Consider the following 26,388-nt stretch of genomic DNA (forward strand, 5'->3'; position numbering starts at 1 on the left):
AATTGATTAAAATCGATATTGTAGATCCTTCCCGATTTCCATGCTGGCGAATTTCGAAGAAGCTTCTCCACTTCCTTCATTTTCTCCTCTGCTCCTTCATTCACAGCTAGAAATAACCGATCGCCTATGAAATCGGGAATCGCCTCGGCAGATATTTCCCACGTTTCCCCATTAATGACGTCCGTCTTAACCTTATCGGTTGGCTTCAAACCCAGATACTTGTAAATAATGTTGCCTCCCATATTGGTATCACCGTAAACAAATACCGCACCGGAACGCACATTCAAGATCGAGAAGGTGTCATCAGCTCCAATAAACGGGCTAATCTTCTTCCTGTACTCGGCTATTTTTGTCGCAAATGCCTCATTCCATTGCTGCGCTTCCTCCTGCTTGCCGAGAATATCGCCGAACATTTCCACATCCTTGACCGGATCGTCGTACTGCTCCACAACAATTGTTGGTGCGATCCGGCTCAGTGCTTCGTAACCGCCCTCTACTACTTCCGCGAATGGTCCCGTTGTAACGATGAGGTCAGGCTCCAGCGACAGAATCTTCTCCGCATCAGGCGGAACTCCAACATCTGCAATATCGGAAGTATCGCTTAACAGCGGATTTTTCAGAATGAAGCTAGAAGCGCCTACCGGCTTTACCTCAAGGGCCATCAGTTCGCCCAGATGAAAGAGGCTAACCACGCGCTGAGGCTTCACGGGAATTTCCGTTTGGCCTTTTAAATGCTTGTACATACGCATTTCCACAGTTGCGTTGTCCGTAGCGTGATCCGTAGAAGCAGGCTGGGAGGCCGGCGTCCCTGTGTCGCTGCCTGCCTGGCATGCACTCAGAAGCATGGTTGTGCATAATAGCATCATTGCTCCGAACTTGGATCTTGAAAATCTATACATCGATGTGTCCCCTTCTCTAATGAGTTGATAATAATTCTCATTCTCATTATGAGGAGTCAGATTTTTAGACACAATAGACGATTCTAACAGACGTAATGGATTATTCTGAACCGGCTGCCGATTGTCTTGCCGGTATTGAAGCGGAGAGTAGCCTGTATGCTTCTTGAACAAGCGACTGAAATAATAGACATCCGCATAGCCCACACTGCTCGCTATTTCCTGGATACGAGCCTCCGACTTCAGCAGGAACTGCTTCGATCTGTGAATACGTACATGAATCAGATATTCAATCGGCCCTACGCCTATCTGGTTTTTGAACAAGCGAGACAAGTAGCTCGCGCTGCAACTGTAAATCCCGGCCAATTCCTCGGCTGTGATCGACTCCCTGTAATGCTCATGAATATAGTGAATCGCTTCGGTTACCAAGTTGGGTTTGCCGGTTTCCATTGCTGACGTGCGGATTTGCCGCATCACCTCGCACACGAACGGAAGAAAGGCAGACTGCGCCTGCAGCTTGTCCATCGGGGTTGCTTGCTGCCACAGGCGATACATGGCTTGACACTTTTCCTGCAGAGGCAACATCGCATAAGGAGTGAATGCATACGACATATGGAAGCTCTCCAGCTCCTCCGGCGATTCACAATCGGCTTTATATAGGATCAGATAGCAGGCAAAGTCGTTTCCTAGCGGCATAAAGCCCAGTTCCGCGTCCTTTCCCCCGTGCAGAATGTGAAGTGAACGGGTCTGATAGACCGTTCCCGACAGACTCACTTTTGCCTCTCCATGGGTAGTCACTACAAAAAAGCTAGTATGTGCCACATAGCGATCAGGGACAGTTCCATTCCCCACACAGTACTGTCGAATATCCAGAAGTCTAACGGCGGTTCGGCTCCAACGTTTGATGTGGGCTTCCCAATCCATACATGTCCCCCCTGTCAATTGCCTGCTTTCTCAGACTGCTTCGCATCTATGTTTCGTCACCATCAATTTGCTTATTTACCTCATCGATTTCATTTTGGTTTATTGCGCTTTCGCCAAAGAAATCGACCAACTTATCTTTTGCCTTTTGTTTTACTACGCCATCAATGCTCATAGCGACACGTCCCGCCGCGAATAATAGCACGCCAAGATCGTCAGCATAACCGATTACTGGAATTGCATCTGGAATAGCATCTATCGGGAATATCAAATAGCCGAGTGCCCCATAAATAATTGCCTTAGCCTTAGCATCAGTCTTAGGGCTTTCAAGAGCGTAATATAGTGTCAAACCACTGTAGACTACTTTTAACCCTGCACCAATTGCAACCTTCTTTAGCTTTTTCCAAAAACCCTCATCTGAGTAATGCTTTTCGTACTTTGATTCGTCATTCATTCTATTGTCATCCTTTAGGTTATTAGTTTTTTCGCCTTCAGATCGGGACTCCTAATAATCAATTTATCAGAAAATCTCTTACTGAACCAATCATACGAAAACAGAGGGAATCCCTCTGTTAATTCTAGCACTCGTATGCAGTTCATTAGCTTACTAAATTCTTCACAATGTTGAATATCGTATGTAGAATGAAATTAGACTTAAAGATGTTTAGATCACCTTTATATCGCCTACAATACAACTATCTCATCTAGAGGAGCAAAAAACATGCAAACCATCGCAGGAAAAGTGGCGTTAATTACGGGAGCAGGGCGCGGAATAGGACGTGCAACAGCAATTGCATTTGCGCAAGAAGGTATCCACGTAGGCCTTGTTGGACGTACGCTTGAAAACTTACAAAAAGTAGCGGAAGAACTTAAACAGTACGATGTGAAGGTAGCAATCGCTGCGGCAAATGTCGCGGATCTAGACTCGATTACCACAGCGGTTGAATCCATTCGCGGCAAACTCGGTGCCATCGATATTTTAGTTAACAATGCCGGCATTAGTAAATTCGGCAGCTTCATGGACTTAACGCCTGAAGAATGGACAAATATTATCGATGTCAACGTAAAAGGCGTGTACTACACGACACGAGCGGTTTTGCCGGAAATGTTAGAGCGCAATACGGGCGATATCATTAATATCTCGTCAACAGCCGGTCAAAAAGGTGCACCGATTACAAGCGCATACTCTGCTTCAAAAGCCGCAGTGATCGGATTAAGCGAGTCATTAATGCTTGAAGTTCGCAAAAAAAATATTCGCGTTACGACACTAACACCAAGTACGGTTGCAACAGACATGGCTGTTGAACTCAACTTAACTGACGGCAATCCGGACAAAGTGATGCAAGCAGAAGATTTAGCCGACTTAATGGTGGCACAGCTAAAACTTCATCCACGTGTTGTATTAAAACATGCCGGACTTTGGTCGACGAACCCTTAATAGAACGATTCAAAAAAGCGATTAGAAACTACTAATCGCTTTTTTGGGGCATGATTAAGGCCAAGGATCTTGCAAGATTCAAAGATCATGACAAGGGATGAAAATATCTAGTTTAATGTATGGGGTTATGATATGGTTTTTTTGGAGGATATTTCAAAATACATGATGAGGGGTATACGCTATGAGAAACACCGTCTCCGTATGTCTTTTGGGAATTGGGGGACTCTTACTTGCGGTCGGCTTCATAGCCGGAATTGTTTCTGCACGGGATATATATGGGGATTTTCAGATTGAAATCGCAATGTATTGGTGGCTTTCAGCAGTTATCGCGGGATTTTTCTTTATTGGATTGGCTGAGATCGTAAATTTATTGCAAAAGTTGCTAGATCAAAATAGCGGTGCTACTCCGTTGTCCTCATCCGCTGCTGCTTCGAACATTGACGAAGTCGAGACGAGAATTGAAGAATCCGAAACAAAGATTAAGGAATTAACGATTCTTATCAATGGCGAACGTTTCAAAGGTCAATTGTGGATTACTAAATCCGACGTCAGAGTCATAAAGAAGTCTATGTTCCAGTCCGATTCCGATGCGCAGCTTGTTAAAGTAATCAACAAGAGCGATCTTTCACCCCATTATGAAAGAAACAACGACTATTTTGTTTTTAGTTTCCATGAAGGAAATAACACTGGGAAATTGGAATTCAAAACGCATAACATTTACGACTATGAGCGAATAATCCACTTGCTAAAAACACAAGACTAGCTCATTACCCATCATAAAAACTCTGACCTCGTGCGCGTGCGGTCAGAGTTTTTATTGGTATCCGTTTATTTGTTGTTATCTACCAGCAAATTAACGATAATATCCAACTGTTGTTCTACTGAGATCGGATCGCTGGGAAGAAATTGATTAAAATCGATATTGTAGATCCTTCCCGATTTCCATGCTGGCGAATTTCGAAGAAGCTTCTCCACTTCCTTCATTTTCTCCTCTGCTCCTTCATTCACAGCTAGAAATAACCGATCGCCTATGAAATCGGGGATCGCCTCGGCAGATATCTCCCACGTTTCCCCATTAATGACGTCCGTCTTAACCTTATCGGTTGGCTTCAAACCCAGATACTTATAAATAATGTTGCCTCCCATATTGGTATCACCGTAAACAAATACCGCACCGGGACGCACATTCAAGATCGAGAAGGTGTCATCAGCTCCAATAAACGGGCTAATCTTCTTCCTGTACTCGACTATCTTTTCAGCAAATGCCTCATTCCATTGCTTCGCTTCCTCCTGCTTGCCGAGAATATCGCCGAACATTTCGACATCCTTGACCGGATCGTCGTACTGTTCCACAACAATTGTTGGCGCGATCCGGCTCAGTGCTTCGTAACCGCCCTCTACTACCTCCGCGAATGGTCCCGTTGTAACGATGAGGTCAGGCTCCAGCGACAGAATCTTCTCTGCATCAGGCGGAACTCCAATATCTGCAATATCGGAAATATCGCTTAATAGCGGATTTTTCAGAATGAAGGTAGTAGCGCCTACCGGTTTTACCCCAAGGGCCATCAGTTCGCCCAGATGAAAGAGGCTCACCACATGCTGAGGTTTCACAGGAATTTCCGTTTGGCCTTTTAAATGCTTGTACATACGCATTTCCACAGTTGCGTTGTCCACAGCGTTATCCGTAGAAGCAGGCTGGGAGGCCGGCGTCCCTGTGTCGCTGCCTGCCTGGCATGCACTTAGAAGCATGGTTGTGCATAATAGCATCATTGCTCCGAACTTTGGTCTTGAAAATCTGAACATCGATGTGTCCCCTTCTCTAATGAGTTGATAATAATTCTCATTCTCATTATGGGGAGTGAGATTTTGAGACACAATAGACGATTCTAACAGACGTAATGGATTATTCTGAACCGTCTGCCGATTGTCTTTCCGGTATTGAAGCGGAGAGTAGCCAGTATGCTTCTTAAACAAGCGACTGAAATAATAAACATCCGCATAGCCAACGCTGCTCGCTATTTCCTGGATACGAGCCTCCGATCTCAGCAGGAACTGCTTCGATCTGTGAATACGTACATGAATCAGATATTCAATCGGCCCTACACCTATCTGGTTTTTGAACAAGCGAGACAAGTAGCTCGCGCTGCAACTATAAATCCCGGCCAAATCCTCGGCTGTGATCGACTCCTTGTAATGCTCATGAATATAGTGAATCGCTTCGGTTATCAAGTTGGGTTTGCCGGTTTCCATTGCTGACGTGCGGACTTGCCGCATAACCTCGTACACGAACGGAAGAAAGGCAGACTGCGCCTGCAGCTTGTCCATCGGGGTTGCTTGCTGCCACAGGCGATACATGGCTTGACACTTTTCCTGCAGAGGCAGCAACGCATAAGGAGTGAATGCATACGACATATGGAAGCTTTCCAGCTCCTCCGGCGATTCACAAGCGGCTTTATATAGGATCAGATAGCAGGCAAAGTCGTTTCCTTGCGGCATAAACCCCAGTTCCACTTCCTTTCCCCCGTGCAGAATGTGAAGTGAACGGGTCTGATAGACCGTTCCCGACAGACTCACTCTTGCCTCTCCCTGGGTAGTCACTACAAAAAAGCTAGTATGTGCCACATAGCGATCAGGGACAGTTCCATTCCCCGCACAGTACTGTCGAATATCCAGCAGTCTAACGGCGGTTCGGGTCCACCGTTCGATGTGGGTTTCCCAATCCATACATATCCCCCCTGCCAATCCCCTGCGTGCTCAGACTGCTCCGCATCTATGTTTCGTCACCATCAATTTGCTTATTTACCTCATCGATTTCATTTTGATTTATTGCGCTTTCGCCAAAGAAATCGACCAGCTTATCTTTTGCTTTTTGTTTTACTACGCTATCAATGCTCATGGCGACACGTCCTGCCGCGAATAATAGCACGCCAAGATCGTCAGCATAACCGATTACTGGAATTGCATCTGGAATAGCATCTATCGGGAATATCAGATAGCCGAGTGCCCCATAAATAATCGCCTTAGATTTTGCATCCGTTTTAGGGCTTTCAAGAGCGTAGTATAGCGTCAAGCCACTGTAGACTACTTTTAATCCCGCAGCAATTGCAACCTTCTTTAGCTTCTTCCAAAAACCATCATCCGAATAATGCTTTTCGTACTTCGATTCGTCGTTCATTCTATTTCGTCCTTTAGGTTTTAGTTTGTATTACGGCGGATCACTTGAGCGTGTAAGTTCCATTTACGAACACGTTATGTCCGTAATATGGTTCGCCATTGTCACGAAGATACAATTCGCTGCTAGATATCATGTCGAAAGACAATTCATAATTGCCATCCTTAAAAATCATTTCCGCATAGGAAGGAGCAGCTTTCCCCGACTCAATGCTGCCGATATTGACTCCTCCTTTATTCATCGCTTCTTCATCCCATTACTCTTTATTTGCTTTATCAATCTATTAGAATTACCTTTTGTTACAAAATCTGATACTCCAGAGGCTCTGTTTCATCGATTCTCTTATAAAGCCTACATACTTTTAGTTTGAATAGATTACGAATATTTAATAGAACACAATAATAAGAGCTCGATGATATCGAGTACTTTTTGTCAATGTTCATTCCTACCAAACCTTGTTTACAATAAATTTCTTGGAGAGTCATGGTTTGAGTGTACAAATTCTTAAACTGATGTTTATTTTTAAACCTAGAGATCGCATCCTCTCTGACTTTATAAAATTTCTCAGATGAAGTCCAAGTATAAAAATAATAAGGGCTATGATGCAAGTAGTACTTTCCATTTGTATAACTATATGTGTAATGTTTATTCAATCTTGTTTTAGGATTTTTAATTATGCTTATTAAAAAAAATAAGACAAAAGCTAATGGACTCACAAGTAAAACTATTACGGCTAATAGTTTATAATGAACTCTTTTCACGCTAGTCACCTTATGCTCTGATTTTGATTTGCTATAAAATTACCTTTTCAATGCATTATCATTCTTAACTTTATCCCATACTTCAATCACTGGCTTAATCTTAGTCCACACTTGTTTTGCTTTGCTATAAGACATAATAACCCATCCTCATTTGGATTTTTTCTTTATATGGATCTCAAGTAACATAAAGCTTGCAAATAGATCTTCATAAGAATATTTTGTTGGCTGCCATCCTTTTTTCTTCATTTCTTCATGATGAGCGTCCATTTCTTCCTTAGATCCATAGTCATATTCAACGAACTGTATTGTATTTAAATGTCTCATTGTTATTCACCTCATGAAAGCAGTGTTTTCATCTGAATACATATTCATCTAACCAGCTATTATAAGACGAAGCCATATTAGCCATAGTCATATATGGTCTTGTCTTTTCAATATCAATAACTGTTTCATCTCTTACATTAATATATAGCCATGCCGCTACTGCTTCGACATATACATTAAAGTCTGGAACTGTTCTACTTGTTATTGAATGAACATATTCTGCAATATTATCCATCCCTTCAGAACCTTGATTGTCCCAATGATCCACCCTTTGCTTTAAATAGAAGAGAGCCTCTTCTAACCTATCCTCTATCTGCAAAGAATTAGCATATAAAGAACTTGAAGCGCATGCGATAATACTGTAAAAAATCCAATATTCCATTTTGCTCCGTATTTCAGGATTATCTGGATTTCTTTCGGCGATAATCTTACTTGATTCATGAACCATAACATAAATTTGATTGAATAATTCATTTACGAATTTTTGATAGTCTATAGGTGGTTTTTTCTTTTTCCAGAATACCAATGGTTTCACAATCTCTTCATAAAATCGTCAGTTCATCGTATCTTTTTGTTTAGACATCTTACTCATTATATCCTTAATGGACTTTAGTTCTTTAGTCAAATCATGTACCGTATTGTGTTGTACTATACCGTTACCATCATACATATTTGAATCTATGATGTATTCATGTAGATATTTCTCCCCATCAATTCCATTAAACTCTACAAATACTCTATAGATAGGGAACTCGTTTTTTGAATTTCTCATACCAATAAGACTCCCAGCAAATATTCTTATTTGCTGTTGGGGAGCAAGAAAAGAAATCCCTTTAAAAATAGAAGCTTTCTCCGATAACTCTATGCCAACTACCTCATTGATTGGTTCAAATCTTACAATTGTATTTATTGCTGGATTTTTTCCAATGTTCTCAACTATAACCTCAAGAATTTGCGTTATCTTCATATCAAAGTAAATAATTACATTAGGCATATTATTCTCTTTGTGAATTTTTACATTCTGATTTAAAAGTTCACTATTAGCTTTTTCTATCTTTTTGGTGTAATAAATATAAATTCCTGTGAGTAGTAACATTCCAATTGCGCTTATGGCACTTATCCATTGATACATTATCTCAACGCTCCATCCCTTATAAAAATCGTTTTATTCTGTTTCATCTTGTAGGACATCTAGTTGTGCCTTAAACCCGTCATCGCAACTTACATCGAAAGGCATTCTTCCACTCTTATCAAGAAAAAGAATTCTTAACACTGGTCGCTCGCACTCAAAAATTTCTTCGAAATGGATACGATGATGCTTCCAAGATACCCAATATAATCAATCCTTCATGAAACTCTTTACCTTCTTTTATATCTTCAATATTTCCTCGAACTGTTCCCATGCTTACTGGTAATACAATCTGCAAATCCCTGTGATTGTAGTTTTCTTTCAATCCATGAGTGTGATAGTTGATATGAAAATCATCATGCAGAACGTAATGCGCAGCCCATCCATGCTTCTTAATCATATTGTCAAATATTCTTTGTGCATTTTTTTCGATTCATATAATTCGCTCCTTGTTTTTCTAAATGAAATCAATCGTTTCAATGCTAATTCATTCTAATCTTAAAGATATTTGAATGATATCTATTTCCTGTTCCATCCATTACTTGTGCTCTAATCTTTAACGATGATTTAGTAAATCCATCTCTTTCTACGGTTCTTAAAAAGTCTTCTCTGGAAATCCATACTTGACAATTATCTCCCTCTTGAAGTCGATGCGGAAATACAATATTTGACTGGGGTGGAATTAGGGCATACTTTTTTCCTCTAACTCTGATGTTGAGTAGATTAAAAGAATTCACTACAATGTTTTTAGATGAGGCGTTACGTACAGTTATGAAGAAATACACATCATCGCTTAATGAATTATTCTCATAGACAATGAACCCATTGGTTAGCTCGACTGACAAAAATCTCTTGTTTTGATTTTTAGTTTGCCGATAAACAAGAAAAGATATGATAAGTGCTAATAATCCTATTGCTGCAATTACTAATTGAATCCCATCAATATTATCGAACATCATTTCACTCGCCTTTCCCGTTAAAACCATTATTTAATTAAATGCGTTATTTCCTTCAACTAAATCCCAATATTTACTTTCATAAGTTTCTTTACATCATGATCGTTTAGATAAAATGCCATCATGGAATTCTCTTCTCAGAAATTCTTTATATCACTTTCGAATTGCTAACTCATTATTTCAGGAACTCCATATTCGAAAAGTATTCTGCTTTCTAATTGTTCATACAATTTACCAAGTACAATTCTACATTTTGTTATTCAACTCCCACTTGATCTATTCATTCATTATTCTTCAAAATGGGACAACATCCCTTTATTTGCTTCACTTAGCAAAAAACCCTCTATAAGGAGGGTTCCCACACTAGAAATATTCATTTAACTTAAAATTATTTCTTTCGCAAAGGTTGCTTTGTTTAAACCAGTTCTTTAATTCTTATATTTCGCAAAAGTGACTATTTCATAAACCTTACTTCTTGAACCACATAATTCTGATGTTTGAATTCTTTACTGTAAATCTCAAGTTCACTCATGATAGTATCAACATAAAAAATAAAAGGAGCATGGTATTAGTATGAATCGTCTCGCGATAAGCTATAAGAAAATGTACTCTCTACTATTTGGAAAATACTTACTTTGGTCTATTAATTCACTAATGCTTCTGAGCATAGCTTTCAGATATGTTACAATTACTACAACCGATCTATATCCATCATTAATCATGGTTGTCCTCCTATCTCCTCTAATATTAATTATTCGAATCAAAGCAATCCTCAGCACAAATATACTCTTCATGTCTTTTTATACCTATTTTTCAATACCGTTCACTATCTCCATAATAATAGGACTACTTTTGAATTCCTCAATACAATTATCTTTGGTTTTAGTTTTCATCTTATGCCTTTCAAACTTTTATATCATGTATATTATCAATAGAAAGAAGAATCGTAATACCTTTTTAAATCACTCAAAGATTTCGTTAGATATTATTCGTTTAGCCTTTGTTGTTATCGTTGCAACAAGTGCAATCTATGGGAAATTGTTAAATGACTTTAGTTTGTTTAAACAGTTGATTCCTATCTTTTCAGGTACTGAAACAGAACAATTAAGATCATATTTTCAATTGACATTTCAGATTATATCAGTTCCTTTTGTTTTCGCTGCTACTCTTCTCAGAATTGTAATTGACTGGATACTATTAAAGAAATGATTCTTATAGCCTGTTTTTTTCAAATATAGATATCGTACATACATCGTAATTCCCTTTATCTCATAAGGCTTTTCTCTTTTTTTTCAAATCTTTAGCCTTTTCTGCGATTAACAAATATCCATATAAACTAAGGGAAAGGTTCAATTCTACTGAAAAACCCAAATGTTATCGACATTGTAACAAGAAGATTATCTTAGATGGGCGATCACGATGATATCTTTCTTACCGTCACCACTAGCATCTCGGAAAGCGACCGCAGAAACGGAATAGAACGACACTGGCGACTCTAGCTCACGTGCCATACCCAACGAAATCCGTTTGTCATCTCGGCCTATAATTCCAGTTATTCACACTCAGTAAAAGTCAGCTTGTTCGGGTCGAACTTGGTGTACCGGTCTACCATAGCCTGGGCAAAAGCAGCTTGTACTACGGTAATCCCTGAGATATTGCCTGATGGACTAATACCAAAACTTAACGTATAGACATCTTTCCGGCCATTTCCGTCTTGAATGTCTAGATATTTGCCAACCCGACACTTCACCATAATAGTGAATCTCAAGTTCTTTAAACAATTGCATCTCGGTCACAATGAATGGTGTTAATATCTGATTCAACCGGAATGGGTAGTTTACAGTCTCGGAAAGTGTAGGAATTCTTTAAATTGGCCTTATTCTCACCAAGGTGGTAGGTTGAATATAAATGTTGTAAACTTATTGCTAAGCTTGTATTTCTAATGTGTTCTTTGATTAATTTGTATAATATTTAGCCTGATATGAAATTATATCAATAATTCAGAAGTGCATGAATGAGATTATTGCGAAATATTTTGTTTTGTTATATACACTAAGAATCGTAGTCAATCTAGTGAGAATTAATAAACGAACTGATAAACAACTGCGCATCATTTGAAACAGATTCTGGTGAAATTAGCTTATTATGGGAAGAGATTATAAATAAGTAATAACCAAGAGGAGAATTTCTCATGAACAACACCGAACAGCAATTCTTAAAAGAGCTTGATGACAAGCTATGGAAAGCGGCAGACAAACTGCGGAATAACCTAGATGCCGCCAACTATAAACATATTGTTCTGGGATTGATTTTTCTAAAGTATGTATCAGACGCGTTCGAAGAACGCCAGAACGAGCTAAAAGATCTGTTCCAGCAGGATGCTGACGACAATATTTATCTCATGCCCCGAGATGACTATGAATCGGATCAAGACTACCAACAAGCAATAAACAAAGAATTAGAGATCATTGAATACTATCAGGAGAAAAACGTGTTCTGGGTACCAAAAGCAGCTCGTTGGAGTACATTAAAAAGTACAGCCTCCTTGCCTATTGGTTCAGTAATTTGGAAAAACGAACAGGGAGAAGACGTAAAATTGCGTTCAATCTCTTGGCTAGTAGATAATGCCTTGGATGACATTGAAAAAGCCAATACCAAACTTAAAGGCATTCTTAACCGTATTAGTCAGCACCAATTAGAAAACGACAAATTGATTGGTCTCATTAATAGTTTTTCAGATACCAGCTTTAGAAACCCTGAATACAATGGGCAAAAACTAGAACTACAAAGTAAAGATATTCTGGGCCATGTTTACGAATACTTCCTTGGACAGTTTGCTCTTGCCGAAGGTAAGCAGGGTGGCCAGTATTACACTCCTAAAAGTATCGTTACGTTAATAGTTGAAATGCTTGAACCATACAATGGCCGAGTATACGACCCTGCTATGGGCTCAGGTGGCTTTTTTGTGTCTAGTGAAAAGTTTATTGAAGAACATGCCGATGAGAAGCACTATAACGCGGCAGAACAGAAAAAGCATATTTCTGTCTACGGTCAAGAGAGCAACCCTACTACTTGGAAACTAGCAGCTATGAACATGGCAATCCGTGGCATTGACTTCAACTTTGGAAAAAAGAATGCCGACTCCTTTCTCGATGATCAGCACCCAGATCTGCGTGCAGACTATGTCATGGCCAACCCCCCGTTTAATGTTAAAGATTGGTGGCATGCAAAACTAGAAGATGATATTCGATGGAAATACGGTACACCGCCACAGAGCAACGCTAACTTTGCTTGGATTCAACATATGCTACACCACCTCAACGACAATGGCTCAATGGCACTCTTGCTCGCCAATGGTTCAATGAGTTCCAATACCAATAACGAAGGCGAGATACGCAAAGCATTGATTGACGCGGATCGAATCGAGTGCATGGTTGCATTACCAGGGCAACTCTTTACAAATACTCAGATTCCAGCTTGTATCTGGTTTCTGACCAAAAACAAGAAAGATGGCAACGGCAAAGTTAATCGTACCGGTAAGAGTTTGTTTATTGACGCTCGCAACCTCGGCTACATGAAAGATCGCGTATTACGTGATTTTGATAAAGAGCGGGATATTGATAAAATCACCAGCACCTTCCATGCATGGCAACGTGGAGAAGGATACGAAGACCAGCCCGGCTTCTGCTTTTCGGCAGAGATAGAAGACATGCAAAAACATGACTACGTACTAACTCCAGGGCGATATGTCGGTGCAGCCGAGCAAGAAGACGATGGCGAGCCTTTTGCCAATAAAATGGCAAGACTCACTGAACAGCTGAAAATCCAGCTTGAGGAGAGTGATCACCTGGTAGCAGAGATCAAAAAGAGTATGGAGGCGTTGGGTTATGAGTGTTGATTGGCCAATTCAAACGCTTGGAGAGGTTTGTGAAAAGATAACCGACGGTGCTCATAATAGTCCAAAATCGGTAGATCACGGAAAGCCAATGGCCTCGGTCAAAGACCTTACTCGTTTTGGTATTGATTTAAGCAATGCAAGGTTAATTTCACAAGAGGATTTCGAAAAATTAGTAAAGCAAGGTTGTCAGCCAGAGGTTGGTGATGTGCTTATTGCTAAAGATGGTAACAGTGCATTGGATACAGTTTGTACCGTAGACGAGCCAACTAATGTTGTATTGTTATCATCAGTGGCAATATTAAGACCACATAAAGATAAATTAGATTCTGATTTTCTAAAATATTACTTTTCATCTAAGCAAGTCATCGAGTATTTGAAGAATAATTTTATTTCTGGCGCTGCTATTCCAAGAGTTGTTTTAAAAGATCTCCGCAAGGCAGAAATTAAAGTTCCACCTTTATATATTCAAAAAGGGATCTCTAAAAAGCTAAGAGCTTTGGATGATAAAATCAAACTCAATAACCAGATTAACGATACCCTAGAATCCATCGTCCAAGCAATCTTTAAAAGCTGGTTTGTCGATTTTGAACCAGTAAAAGCCAAAATGAGAGCGCTACAAGCAGGTCACTCTAATAATGAAGCCGAGCATGCGGCCATGAGAGCGATTTCTGGCAAGGATGAAACGGAGTTAAAACAACTACAGCAACAGAAGCCCGAATATTTCGTAGAACTAACTAAGACAGCAGCGGTATTCCCTTCTACCATGGAAGAGTCAAATTTAGGATGTATACCAGAGGGTTGGACAATTTCTGAAATTGGTAATGAAGTTACTGTAGTTGGTGGAGGTACACCATCAACAAAAAATAATGAATTCTGGGATGGGGGAATCTTTCTTTGGGCAACTCCAAAAGATTTGTCGAATTTAAGAGAAAAAGTTTTGATAGATACAGAAAGGAAAATTACAGAGGAAGGTCTAAAAAGAATTAGTTCAGGATTGCTTCCAGTTAACACAGTTTTAATGTCCTCTCGGGCACCAGTAGGTTACCTTGCAATTGCGAAAGTACCATTAGCAATAAATCAAGGGTTCATTGCAATGAATTGTAATAAGATATTATCGTCTGAGTATGTGCTACAGTGGTGTAGTTTTCAAATGGATGAAATTAAGCAAAGAGCAAGCGGTACTACCTTTGCTGAAATTAGTAAGAAAAGCTTCAATCCAATACCTGTTGTAGTTCCAATGTATGAAGTAATTGAAAAGTTCACTAACCATGTCAAGTTTATTTATTCTAAAATCGAACAAAATATCCAGGAGTCAATGACTCTCTCTCAGTTAAAGGAATCTCTTCTACCCAAACTTCTATCTGGCGAAATTGAATTAATTGATGAGGAGTATTAATTTTCATGGACTATTTAAAATCACAGTTTCATGACTTTTTGAATGAAGAAGGAGAAGTGAGAATTGCTGGATATACTTTTTACCGAGACGTAATTCTTAGGGATTTAGAGGGAGATGGTTATCAAGAAGCTTTTAACGAATGGCTACAACAAAGACAAGAAGAAAACTTATCTTGTGCTGACGAAATACTATCTTGTTATGACAATAATGGTAGATTCAGAAAACTACAGGAAATTCACCGTCGTGGTGCTATCATACCATTCGTTGGTGCAGGATTATCCATGCCAAGCGGTTATTCAAGCTGGACAGCTTTTTTATATAGAATTCTCAGTGAAACCCGTATTTCCAAAGCTGATTTTGATACGCTTATCACAAAAGGAGCATACGAGGAAGCGGCACAGATGCTATTTGACGATCTGCCCAGTGGTTCATTTCTTGAACAGATTGAAAATGAATTCGGTACTCAAAGAGATATTGCCGGACCAGTCCAGCGACTGCCCTACCTTTTTAAAAATACAGTAATTACCACCAACTTTGATGGAATTATTTCTAAAAGCTATTTAAATGCGACGCTTGAATTTGATAAAGAATTGTTGGGTGCGGATGCGCAGTATTTGTCTCGAGAATTAGGTGAAAACAAGCGTGTACTAGTCAAGCTTCATGGAGAAGCGGATTCTTCACGAAACCGCATTTTCACAAAGTCTGAATACGAACATCATTATTCAAATCAATCAGTCTTGGAAAATGTAATTGAAGTCATTAGCAACAGAACATTACTTTTCATTGGGTGTAGTCTATCGGTTGATAGAACAATACAAGCTCTTACAAACATAGTTCAAAGGAAGGGTAGTGAAAATGTTCCAAGGCACTATGCCTTTCTTCAGCTTCAGGATGAAGATGAACGATTAACACGTCGAGATATATTAGCTGCTGCAAATATTTATCCTATTTGGTACAAAGATGATCACAACAAGTGTATTGAAGCATTATTAGAAAAATTAGCAGAGGGGATAAACTAATGAATGAAGAACAATTAGAAAACCTCTGTCTTGAATGGTTCAAAGATAATGGATGGGTCACCTTGTACGGGCCAGATATTGCCCCAGATGGTGATAACCCTATGCGAAGTGATTTTGGTCAAGTTTTACTCGAAACAGACTTGAAAGAAGCATTTTCTCGCATTAATACTCACCTGCCATCAGAATGTTTTGAACAAGTCATAATCAAACTGAAGAATCCAGATAGCTTAGATATAGTCACCAACAACCGTAATTTTCATAGATACTTGTTGGAAGGAGTTCCTGTCGAGTTCAAGCGCGATGATGCAATTATATATGATCATGCGTTTTTAGTTGATTTTGATCATTGCGAACAAAACCGATTTGTTGCTGTAAATCAGCTGACAATTGTTAGTACAAAACAGCCGCGACGTTTAGATATAGTCTGCTTTATCAATGGCATTCCTTTCTCTGTAATAGAACTAAAAAGTCCAAATGATGAAAATGCCGATATTTGGGACGCATTTAATCAGCTACAAACATATAAAGATGAAATCTCCGATCTCTTTCTTTATAATGAAGCCCTAGTAATAAGTGATGGCTACACAGCACGCGTAGGATCATTAACATCCAATCAAGAACGCTTCCAACCATGGCGTACAATTAAGCATGAAAGCGACAAGCCTGTACTTGAATGGCAGTTGGAAACTTTAGTGCGTGGTTTCTTCGACCGTGAACTCTTTCTCGATTACATCCGCTTCTTTGTGATTTACGAAGCAGACGGTGAACAGATTATCAAGAAGATAGCGGGTTATCATCAGTTCCACGCCGTGCGTGAAGCTGTTCGGGCAACTGTGATTGCCGCTAGAAAGCCTGTAAAGGATGTAGTTGAAGAATCAAGGGCAACTTACGGTAAAGAAGTTGTTCCTGGTTGCAAAAAGGCCGGTGTTGTCTGGCATACTCAGGGGTCGGGGAAAAGTATTTCAATGTGTTGTTATGCGGGAAAGCTATTGCAGCAATCCGAGATGGATAACCCGACACTTGTAGTAGTCACAGACAGAAACGACCTAGATGGCCAGCTCTATGCTACTTTTTGCAACGCACAGGAGCTCTTGAAGCAAATGCCTATACAAGCTAATGATCGTGACGAATTACGTCGATTATTAGCTGAGCGTGAGTCAGGTGGTATTATTTTTACCACGGTTCAAAAGTTTGCCTTACTTGAAGAAGAAACAGAACATCCTCTATTGAATAGTCGCCATAATATTGTGGTAATTTCAGACGAAGCTCACCGTAGCCAGTATGGTTTGAAAGCTGTTCTATCCAAAAATGGCGAGTACACATTCGGTTATGCTAAGCACATGCGCGATGCATTAAAAAATGCCTCATTCATCGGTTTTACAGGTACGCCGATTTCTCAGGAAGATAAAGATACTCGCTCAGTCTTTGGCGATTATGTATCTATTTATGACATTCAAGATGCAGTCGTTGATGGCGCGACTGTTCCAATTTATTATGAATCTCGTCTTGCTAAACTTGAACTTAATTTCGATGAGATCAACACCTTATCAGAACGGGTTGATGAGGTAATCGAAGATGAAGAAGATTTTGCTACTCGTGAAAGAACCAAGGGCGAGTGGAGTCGCCTTGAGAAGTTAGTAGGCGCTACACCAAGATTGAAACAAGTAGCTGCCGATTTAGTGGCTCACTACGAAGAACGAACTCAATCTATGGATGGAAAAGCAATGATTGTTACAATGAGCCGTGATATTTGTGCGCATTTATACAATGAAATTGTTTTCCTTAGACCAGAATGGCATGATCCCGATCCTGAGAAAGGTGTCATAAAGATCGTTATGACAGGTTCAGCTTCTGATAAACCTTTATTACAACCTCATATCTACAATAAGCAAACGAAGAAGCGCCTGGAAAAACGATTTAAGGATGTCAATGACTCTCTTAAACTGGTAATTGTGCGCGACATGTGGCTCACTGGTTTTGATGCCCCCTGTTGCCATACGATGTATGTAGATAAGCCCATGAAAGGCCATAATCTGATGCAGGCCATTGCCAGAGTTAACCGCGTGTTTAAAAACAAACCGGGTGGCTTGGTTGTTGATTACATTGGTATCGCAAATGAATTGAAGCAAGCATTAAAAGTTTACATCAACTCGAATGGAAAAGGCGAGCCGACTTTGCGTGCGGAAGAAGCCTATGCCATCTGTACCGAGAAAATAGATGCAATCCGTGGCTTGTTTGCCAAAACGCCTCATAGTAATGGTATTGACCTTAGTAGGTTTGAAACGGAGGCGCACAAACTTTTAGTGACTGCAGCTAACTATGTGCTAGGTCTGAAAGATGGCAAAACTCGATTTCTTGATTTGGTATTGTCTGCAATAAAATCCTTTTCGATCTGTAGCACCCTTGATGAAGCAAAGGAACTTCGCAAAGAACTTGCTTTTTATTCAGCCGTCAAGGCAGCTATTAGCAAGTTTACATCTGTAGATAAGAAACGCACCTTAGAGGAAAAAAATTCAGCTCTTAAGCAGATTCTTGATAATGCTGTGGTGGCCGAAGGAGTTGCAGATGTATTTGCACTTTGTGGTCTTACAAAACCGAATATCGGTCTTCTTTCTGATGAGTTTCTGGAGGATGTTCGCCAGATGCCACATCAAAACCTAGCTGTTGAATTGTTAGGAAAACTACTTAAAGGCGACATTAAGGCCAGAACCCGTAACAACATTGTTCTGGAAAAAAAATACGTTGATCGTTTACAGGAGACATTACGCAAGTATAATAACCGCGCAATAGAAACGGCACAAATCATTGAAGAACTTATTCAAATGGCAAAGGATTTCCAAGCGGAAATGACTAGAGAAGTTGACTTAGGGCTAAAACCTGATGAAATGGCTTTTTATGATGCACTTGCAAACAACGAAAGCGCAGTGCGTTTGCTCGGTGATGTGGTACTGAAGAAGATCGCAGTGGAAATCACAGAGAAATTGCGACAGTCCACTACTGTTGATTGGCAGATTCGTGAGAGCGTACGTGCGAAATTGAAAATTCTGGTGCGTCGTACTCTTCAAAAGCATAAGTATCCGCCAGATAAAGCCCCCGAAGCCATTGATCTCGTAATGAAACAAGCAGAAGTTCTGAGCAACGAATGGAGCAAATGATGCTTCCCTTCATTCAAAGCTTCTCAAGAAGCTAACACAAAACATAGGGAGTATCAATAAACATTCAAAGCGTCTCCACACTAAACTTGGACGTTTCTGAGTATAGTCATTAATTAACCCTAGATTTTCCATTTTAGCAAATAGTCACGCATGGCGTGACTATTCTACTGTTCTTATGTTTCTACAGATTATCTCAGAAATCAAAAAAGCAATATCCACAACCTCGTGCAGTCGGGTTCCTCGTTGTGGAGGTGAACCAGATGAGGCTAGGGGAGTCGAACCACTAACGGACCCACGAAGAAATATACGCCCAGCAGCAGGGGAGCTAATCTGCTCCAACCCATCCACACTTTTGCTCTTATTGCTGCTATTTCGCATGCAACCATGCCGATGCCGATCAACATCGCACCGAGTGGCTTGAAGGTCTGATCGATATTGTTACCCCAGTAATAGAGAATGATAACATGGGCAATCTCGTAGGCCACGCAGCCAAGCCACGAAATGGCTAGCAGCCATTTGCCTCTTTCGAACACATTCAGCCATAACAAGCCGAGCAAACCTCCTGCTATCAACAAAACAGCGATTGCAAAGGCAATCTGACCGTAGGGCAATACGTCTGGATCCATGCCAGGCCAAATCAATATACCAAGCACCACCTGAATCAGCCCACCGGTTATGCTAGCCGCGCCTGTTAGGGCGAGTTTTTTGCGAATTTACCAAACATTGCCCTCCCCTCTTTGGATAATGGTGTATTATTTCAATATAGCAGGGGCTACTCCCGATGTCGCGGGACGGTTTCCCGTTCGAATGGGATCTTCTTTGCAGGAAATCTCACTCGCACGATCGAACCCCAATGTCCTCTTTCGGAATCGGGATCAAAAGCCCCTCGCTCTACGCAAAAAAATCGACCTCATGCAGTCGGCTTTCGAGCCGGTGAAAACTAACTAGCTCTTATCGATACCATTACTAGGCCAGGCGATATAGTCATAATCAACGGGATTCGATTGTCTCGCATCCAAGACATTCATAACAACAAAACTCATTGGGGTAGGCCCTAATACTTCATTCTGATCAATAAAAGTAGATAACCCAAACCCAATCTTATAAAGACTAGGGTTTAAAATCCAGCACCTATGGCCAAGAGATGGAGTAGACCAATCAAGCATATATTCCTTAACAGCATCAACTAAAGTTGCTGGGGCATCTATCTCATTGTGTGAGCCGATGTTACTATGAGTAGTATCATAATAACCAGTATTATAGAAATCCGAGTCTATCAGCCGGTTGTGTAGGTGTATATGTCAATTGACGCGAAGAAGTTAGCAAAACAGCTCCGTACTGCGCAGAATTGTTCATTTCAGAATCCAAGATGACTGGAGTTAGTCCAACCATCTCACGGACAAAGTTCGTTGCTTTGAGTCCATTCTGCAAATATCCGTCAGCTAGCTTGCCGGGTTATACGGCATGTAATCATGGGAATTTTATGCCATTAATTATACAATATTAACCAGTCATATGAATCTGGAACGAAAAAACTAGGCTCAATTACAACTTGGAGGAGACTATCAAAGTGTCTAATGTACTGAAGAAGTCAACGTTTAATAAAGGCGTATTAGCGACGATGATTGGTCTGTTAACTTTTATTGTGAGTGTTTCTTTGACTTTAGGTGCTGGGGTTGCTGAAGGAGCGGCAAACACGAGTTCGAAAGCCGCCATTGCCAAAAAGAGCCGATACACCTTTAAAATGAGTGATGGCAATACCAATTACGACATTTACATATACTCTTCAAAGGAAACCAAAGGTGTGGAATCGGATAGTTGGGCATGTGCGAAGAAAGGGGAACCTTACTACACAGGCACTTACACAGCTGCCGTGTTCAAACAAGGCTCTTCGACACCGACTTATTTGAACTTGGGGAAACAATATTTCAACCCTCAATCAAAAAAAAGTTATGCCTATGTTGTGAGCGGCAAACCCGATCTTCTTGCAATTAACACTTGCGAAGCTTCTAGCGTAGCGTCTGTGAATTTATTTTATATGAATCAGAATAATTTAGTAGCTGTTAAAAACACACTATATACAATAAACGGCAAGAATATTAAGAGTATCGGCAACTTACAGTTTCAATCGGTCTTTTATGATAATGCAGATGATGTTGGTTATCATTTTGAAAATTGGCAGTTTAACAAGAGTAAAGCCAGCCTCACTTTAAAGAAAACATATTCCCTCAGTGAAAGCACCGGCATGCTTGATTTTTCCACAGGGATTTATGAATACTGGCTTTCCCACCCTGCGTATAAAGTTGATGAACATACGTTTGAAGAAGATGAGGATTAAGGATTGTCCTTATGAACTAAAATTGAGCCTCCCCACCTTACAAGTGGCTTGGCTCAATTTTTTGTGTTATCCGTGGATACAAAGATACATTCGGCTAAATTCTAACCACACCAAATATGGGCAGCTCCACGTGCATCAAGACTACATCGCAAACAACTTAACCGTGTACTTTACAGTTGCAGGCGTACCATCCGTTTTGTAGATTCCAGATAGCTCAACTACAAATTCGTGACCAGGAATAGGTGCGTCGAAGAAGCGATCATCCTCATATGGCATAGTAACGAAATAGATGATGGAACCTTCCCCATAATTCTCGTCATTTACACCATTCGTCATCCAATTCTCAGGCTTAATCTCTAGAACAGTACCATCAGTAAGGTTAGTTACGGTACCGTGAACTTGGTCGAGATTGGGTTGCTGGTACTTAGCCGGATTAAGAGTCACACTCCACTTGTACGTATGACCAAGCCAAGATACTGGGAAATAGCCCTTGCTAGGCCAGGCGATATAGTCATAATCAGAGGGATTAGATTGGCTCTCATCCAAGACATTCATAACATCAAAACTCATCGGGGTAGGCCCTAATACTTCATTCTTATCCATAAAAGTAGATAACCCAAACCCAATCTTATTGAGGTGCGGATTTAAAATCCAACGCCTATGTCCAAGAGATGGAGTATTCCAATCAAGCATGTAGTCCTTAACAGCATCAACTAAAGTTGCTGGGGCATCTATCTCATGGTGTGAGCCGATGTTGCTATGAGTGGTAGCATAATAACCCGTATTGTAGAATTCAGAGTCCATGTCAGCCGGTTGTGTAGGTGTATGTGTTAATTGACGCAAAGAAGTTAGCAACACAGCTCCGTACTGTGCAGATTTATTCATTTCAGAATCCAAGATGACTGGAGTTAGTCCAACCATCTCACGGACAAAGTTCGTTGCTTTGAGTCCATTCTGCAGAAATCCGTCAGCTAATTTGCCAGGTTTATACGGCACCACGAGCGAAGGTTCTTCTACAAAACGAGGCCCGGTGTAGGTAGGTGCGTACTTGTCGTATAATGCCTTAATGCTAGCCATCGTTGTACCTTCAACTGGCTTATCGTTCGTAGCGATGTAGACTTGACGCTCTGACTCATACCAGCCTACATGCATTCCCAGCGACTCGCTGACATAACGGAGAGGAATCATCGTGTTGCCTTCAATGATTTGTGGAGCGGCCAACAGTTGAGAAGCTTGCCCGTTGAGCCTAGCTGTTTTACTTCCGATTGTCAGCTCCACTGTGGTGCTTCCCTTTTTACCGGTGACTTTCTTGGTTTTACTGTCCCACGTAACCTTAGCTCCCAAGGCTTCAAAGATCGCCCGCATCGGTACGAGAGTTGTTCCGGATTGGGTTACGGGGTCTACTGGAAGAGCCAGTATCTTCCCATCGATGTTCACTTCAATAGGCATCCAATGCCCGCGATCTGCGCTTGCTTCCTGATTAAGTGGAGCAATAAGCATTGCTGCTAGCACTGCTGCTCCTGCGATAATCTTAACTGGTTTGAGCTTCATAGTTAGCCTCCGTATGTATGGAACCAATTCCCAGATGTGTTTTCCCTAAAATATTACATCGTTCTACACAATATTTCCACATGGCCGAGTTGAATATTCTGATGCAACAGCCAACCCGATTTCGGTTATACTGAGTGATAAAAAGCATCGGTGATAACAACAAAGCTATAACGCACCGATTATGAAGTTAACGGGGAACAGTAGTTTAATGCACAGCTAGGAGGTAGCCGTTCAACAATGGATCGGCTGCCTTTTTGTTCAGCTAACGGGCAGGTTACGAAGAAACGGACAAGCTTCAGAGGATTCCATTATAATATAATTAAGAGCATTTATTTTATGCCATGATGGAGGAACTTATGGGCAACGGACAAAAAAGAAATGATCCCTGCATTTGCGGAAGTGGGAAGAAATACAAAAACTGTTGCCTACATAAAAAAAACTATATTCCCATAAGTGCTATTCGCTTTCCCGAAACCCCCGAGCCCTTCCTCAACTTCGTACCCAGCACGGAATATCAAGACCATAAGATACGTGCAATATGGAACACCCTCCATTTTCGACCACCACGAGAAACATTCCATGAGTTTCTGATACTGTTCGCGTATAAAATGACCTACGGTAAAGACTTCCATGAACAGCAGTTGCCACTGCTACCACAAAATCGTCATGTTACATTTAAATGGTGGATGGCATACTGCGATTGGGGCGTGAATAATTCTGATCAATACGTTGAAACAGAACATGGAAAAATTTATTTCGGAAAATCAACAGGTGAAGTACAGTCCCTCTTGCAACATGCTTTTGATTTATTCTGTCTCCAGACTGTAAATCGTTTGCCAGACTTTTTCATTGATAGATTGAAAGACACACACGAATTTCAAGGTGTACGGTACGAAGTAGCTGTGGCAGCTATCATGGCTAGAGCAGGATTTGATATTGAATTCTTGGATGATAAACACAAAAGCGAAGCCCATTGTGAGTTCATCGCCACACATAGAGAATCGGGACAGAAGATCGGTGTGGAAGCCAAAAGCAAACGAAGAAAAGGAGTACTGCACGAGGATGGAGTATTTGATGCGGAAACTGATTTTAAGGGCAATATTAAGCACTTGTTCAGAAAAGCGAGAACTCAAAAGCCCGAGGGCATTCCGTTCATCATTTTCATCGATATGAATCTTCCTTCAACAAGTGTAAATCTTCAGAATCTAGACATTGAACCAGAAAAAACCTGGGAAAACGATATTGATCAAATTTATGCTAACTATAAAAGCAAACAATCACTTATGCCCGACCCGTTCAACGCTTTATATTTTACGAATTTTGCCTTCTATTATTCTGGCAACGAAAGCGTTTCAAATCCATGGGTGACCTACATCAAAAAATCCGATTCTCCAGAACATAAAATAAGCGATATGACGGTGCTTGATTCTATCTTAAATTCCATAACGAGATACTCCGTGATACCTAAAGAGATATGAACCAAATGATCAGCTTAAGAAAACGTAGTATCTTGGTCCTATATATGGGGAGGTATTATTGAGCTAACGGGCAGTTTACAATAATGATCAATGGGAAGGAAATGATCAATGCATATCGGAAAGAGGCTATGACAATTAAACATTTCCATTGTCAGGACATAGTAATCATGTGAAGGAGAAAAGAAAATAAAATGAAATCAAATCGACTGTTATGGACTGCTTTACTTTTAGGAATAGCTGTGCCAGCTATAGTTACAATAGTTGTTGCCTATTTAATTTTTGGTGACTTAACTGAGGCTGTTCAAGCGATGTACAGCTTTCGTGGTCAACCCAACAGAACAAAAGACGCTGTAGCTTCTTTATTTTTGGTAATCTCCTCTTTGCTCGGCATCTATTCATTAATTAGTACTATTGTTTTTAGCTATTTAATTTGGAAAGTAAGTGTGCGTACTTTACAAGTCACAGAAAGGTCGGAGAAGTTAGAAATTCAAAGGGATCAAACAATTACTCAAGAGCACGCATTAATTGTATACTATGATGTTCAACGACAAATTACTAATCTAGTTGATTTATATAAAAGTTTGGTTATAAGTAAAAAGGAACCGAGTCCATCTCGACTATACCTAAGTACTGATTGGATGAAGAATGTTGCATCACTCAGGAATGAACTCTCAGAGCAAGAAATGAAATATCTTTTTCGGTTTTATGAGGAGTTTCTGACCTTACAATCTATTCTTGAAATACATAAAGAACCAGTTGAAATAACAGAACATGTGAAAAAGCTATCTGAGAAGTATCTTGTAGAGGGAGTACCATTGCAACTAATAATTCAATATTCACATTGGTTAAGTACAGAGAGTAAGATGTCACTGAAACTCCTTGTTATTATCCGAAAGATTCACAAAGCTACTTTCCCCTCGAATAAAATTAAAGAGGATTGGATTGAAGTTGACGGCGAAGGGGACGTAATGAATATTGAAGTCGATAAGTATCCCTATTTTAGAGGAGGGAGCACTTCAACGCTATTTGATGCTCTTGGTAATAAAATTCTTGTGGGTTCTTTTACATATGGCGGAGCTGAATTTCGGGGAGGTAAAAGGTTCTATGGATCTCCGTCAAGTGTTGCATACAATATTGAAATTCAAAAAGCAGAGTCGGACGAAGGTTTCCCAGTAATAACTAATGTAATAATCCATGATTTTAAAGCAGAAAACGATATCTATAACGCTGAAATAAAGAATAATGAACCTGTTAATGGTTTGATTATTAGTTATAATGCCGAAGGCGAGAAGATGTACGAGGGTTATCTAATGGATGGTAAAAGAGAAGGTGAGGGTACATCTTATCGAAAGGGGAAAAAGTATTTTTCAGGTATCTGGGAAAACGACCGCCCGAAGAATGGTGAGCTAAGGGGAAACGGGAAGCTAGTTTTTAAAGGGGAGATTAAAAACGGTAATAAACCATGGGAAGGGGAGGCATTCGAACTTACAGGGGATTCCTTTTATGAATTTACGGGTTTTCTGAAAAATGGTCTTCCCTATCATGGATCGGGGTATAATTTTAGACAAAATCAGTACGGGTTAAGCTATGCCGAGGAACTTGAGCATGAATACATGGATCTCGAGGATGAGCAGGAGATGCATAGACAAATGTTCGAAGACGAGCACGCTCGCCAAAACGAGGAGGCTCGTAAAGCAGATAGGTGGGAGGAGTATATTAAGGCAGATTGGACTACTGGTGAGGCAACAAACAAAGATCCATTAGAATCTAATATTATAGTATTATATTATAAATAATTCATTGGATAATCAGCTCATTTGAAATAACTGCATTTGGCGTGACGATTAAACATATTTATAACTTGAGTATTGGGTCTGTCAGTCGGCCTCATTAAATAGCTTTAATTGCCTTGATGAGGCCGCCGAATTATTCAACTAACGGGGAACGTTAGATTTT

General features: G+C 40.3%; 21 protein-coding genes. 9 read left to right on the plus strand and 12 right to left on the minus strand.

Annotated features, from left to right (window positions below):
- The coding region (locus FPZ45_RS14000; protein WP_144702815.1) for an AraC family transcriptional regulator at positions 1-1,820 on the minus strand (1,820 nt) is incomplete at its 3' end.
- Positions 1,821-1,866: 46 nt separating this feature from the next.
- Positions 1,867-2,271 carry a YkvA family protein gene (locus tag FPZ45_RS14005; protein WP_144702818.1) on the minus strand — a complete coding sequence of 135 codons (405 nt, stop codon included), beginning with the start codon at positions 2,269-2,271 and terminating at the stop codon, positions 1,867-1,869.
- A 267-nt stretch (positions 2,272-2,538) separates the two neighbouring features.
- Here FPZ45_RS14005 and FPZ45_RS14010 point away from each other — a divergent pair, with 267 nt between their 5' ends.
- Together FPZ45_RS14010 and FPZ45_RS14015 are read left to right on the plus strand one after the other, a co-directional pair.
- Positions 2,539-3,255 (plus strand): 3-ketoacyl-ACP reductase, encoded by a 717-nt coding sequence (locus FPZ45_RS14010; protein WP_144702821.1) that lies wholly within the window; start codon positions 2,539-2,541, stop codon positions 3,253-3,255.
- Positions 3,256-3,436: 181 nt separating this feature from the next.
- A complete protein-coding gene (locus FPZ45_RS14015; protein ID WP_144702824.1) occupies positions 3,437-4,018 on the plus strand; it encodes a hypothetical protein in 582 nt (193 codons plus the stop codon).
- A gap of 65 nt (positions 4,019-4,083) precedes the next feature.
- Here the strand turns inward: FPZ45_RS14015 and FPZ45_RS14020 are convergent, their stop codons facing one another.
- From FPZ45_RS14020 to FPZ45_RS14050, 8 genes are all read right to left on the minus strand, one after another.
- Positions 4,084-5,979: an AraC family transcriptional regulator gene (locus FPZ45_RS14020; protein ID WP_144702827.1), complete on the minus strand. Its 1,896-nt coding sequence runs from the start codon at positions 5,977-5,979 to the stop codon at positions 4,084-4,086.
- A 46-nt stretch (positions 5,980-6,025) separates the two neighbouring features.
- The gene (locus FPZ45_RS14025) at positions 6,026-6,430 is read right to left on the minus strand and encodes a YkvA family protein (protein WP_144702830.1); all 405 of its coding nucleotides are present in this window, start codon (positions 6,428-6,430) and stop codon (positions 6,026-6,028) included.
- A 40-nt stretch (positions 6,431-6,470) separates the two neighbouring features.
- Positions 6,471-6,668, minus strand: a complete 198-nt coding sequence (locus tag FPZ45_RS14030) for a hypothetical protein (protein ID WP_144702832.1) — start codon at positions 6,666-6,668, stop codon at positions 6,471-6,473.
- Positions 6,669-7,335: 667 nt separating this feature from the next.
- Positions 7,336-7,512, minus strand: a complete 177-nt coding sequence (locus FPZ45_RS25355) for a hypothetical protein (RefSeq protein WP_186438398.1) — start codon at positions 7,510-7,512, stop codon at positions 7,336-7,338.
- A gap of 28 nt (positions 7,513-7,540) precedes the next feature.
- A complete protein-coding gene (locus FPZ45_RS14035; RefSeq protein WP_144702837.1) occupies positions 7,541-8,047 on the minus strand; it encodes a hypothetical protein in 507 nt (168 codons plus the stop codon).
- An 18-nt stretch (positions 8,048-8,065) separates the two neighbouring features.
- A complete protein-coding gene (locus tag FPZ45_RS14040; protein ID WP_144702840.1) occupies positions 8,066-8,644 on the minus strand; it encodes a hypothetical protein in 579 nt (192 codons plus the stop codon).
- A 154-nt stretch (positions 8,645-8,798) separates the two neighbouring features.
- Positions 8,799-9,041: a DUF4262 domain-containing protein gene (locus FPZ45_RS14045; protein WP_144702843.1), complete on the minus strand. Its 243-nt coding sequence runs from the start codon at positions 9,039-9,041 to the stop codon at positions 8,799-8,801.
- Positions 9,042-9,123: 82 nt separating this feature from the next.
- Positions 9,124-9,600, minus strand: a complete 477-nt coding sequence (locus FPZ45_RS14050) for a hypothetical protein (RefSeq protein WP_144702846.1) — start codon at positions 9,598-9,600, stop codon at positions 9,124-9,126.
- A 2,188-nt stretch (positions 9,601-11,788) separates the two neighbouring features.
- On the opposite strand from FPZ45_RS14050, the gene FPZ45_RS14055 reads away from it, so the two are divergent.
- Genes FPZ45_RS14055 through FPZ45_RS14070 form a run of 4 tightly spaced genes read left to right on the plus strand, consistent with a single transcriptional unit; the run spans position 11,789 to position 19,065 of the window.
- The gene (locus FPZ45_RS14055) at positions 11,789-13,495 is read left to right on the plus strand and encodes a class I SAM-dependent DNA methyltransferase (RefSeq protein ID WP_144702855.1); all 1,707 of its coding nucleotides are present in this window, start codon (positions 11,789-11,791) and stop codon (positions 13,493-13,495) included.
- Complete coding sequence (locus tag FPZ45_RS14060) at positions 13,485-14,891, plus strand: restriction endonuclease subunit S (protein WP_144702858.1); 1,407 nt, start codon at positions 13,485-13,487, stop codon at positions 14,889-14,891. The genes FPZ45_RS14055 and FPZ45_RS14060 overlap by 11 nt, the downstream gene beginning before the upstream one ends.
- A 5-nt stretch (positions 14,892-14,896) precedes the next feature.
- Positions 14,897-15,910: an SIR2 family protein gene (locus FPZ45_RS14065; protein ID WP_144702861.1), complete on the plus strand. Its 1,014-nt coding sequence runs from the start codon at positions 14,897-14,899 to the stop codon at positions 15,908-15,910.
- Positions 15,910-19,065, plus strand: a complete 3,156-nt coding sequence (locus tag FPZ45_RS14070; protein ID WP_144702864.1) for a type I restriction endonuclease subunit R — start codon at positions 15,910-15,912, stop codon at positions 19,063-19,065. The genes FPZ45_RS14065 and FPZ45_RS14070 overlap by 1 nt, the downstream gene beginning before the upstream one ends.
- Positions 19,066-19,331: 266 nt before the next feature.
- On the opposite strand, the gene FPZ45_RS14075 is transcribed toward FPZ45_RS14070, so the two are convergent.
- Positions 19,332-19,706, minus strand: a complete 375-nt coding sequence (locus FPZ45_RS14075; protein WP_186438399.1) for a hypothetical protein — start codon at positions 19,704-19,706, stop codon at positions 19,332-19,334.
- Between the two features lie 929 nt (positions 19,707-20,635).
- On the opposite strand from FPZ45_RS14075, the gene FPZ45_RS14080 reads away from it, so the two are divergent.
- Positions 20,636-21,403, plus strand: a complete 768-nt coding sequence (locus FPZ45_RS14080; RefSeq protein ID WP_144702870.1) for a hypothetical protein — start codon at positions 20,636-20,638, stop codon at positions 21,401-21,403.
- A 141-nt stretch (positions 21,404-21,544) separates the two neighbouring features.
- Here FPZ45_RS14080 and FPZ45_RS14085 read toward each other — a convergent pair whose 3' ends face one another.
- Entirely contained in the window at positions 21,545-22,954 is a 1,410-nt protein-coding gene (locus FPZ45_RS14085) for a stalk domain-containing protein (RefSeq protein ID WP_144702873.1), read from the minus strand.
- Between the two features lie 356 nt (positions 22,955-23,310).
- Between FPZ45_RS14085 and FPZ45_RS14090 the strand changes: the two genes are divergently transcribed.
- Positions 23,311-24,432: an SEC-C domain-containing protein gene (locus FPZ45_RS14090; RefSeq protein ID WP_222430780.1), complete on the plus strand. Its 1,122-nt coding sequence runs from the start codon at positions 23,311-23,313 to the stop codon at positions 24,430-24,432.
- Positions 24,433-24,623: 191 nt separating this feature from the next.
- Entirely contained in the window at positions 24,624-26,228 is a 1,605-nt protein-coding gene (locus FPZ45_RS14095; protein ID WP_144702875.1) for an MORN repeat-containing protein, read from the plus strand.
- Positions 26,229-26,388: the final 160 nt, after the last annotated feature.

The sequence above is a fragment of the Cohnella terricola genome (assembly GCF_007786475.1).
In the GTDB taxonomy this organism is placed as follows: domain Bacteria; phylum Bacillota; class Bacilli; order Paenibacillales; family Paenibacillaceae; genus Cohnella; species Cohnella terricola.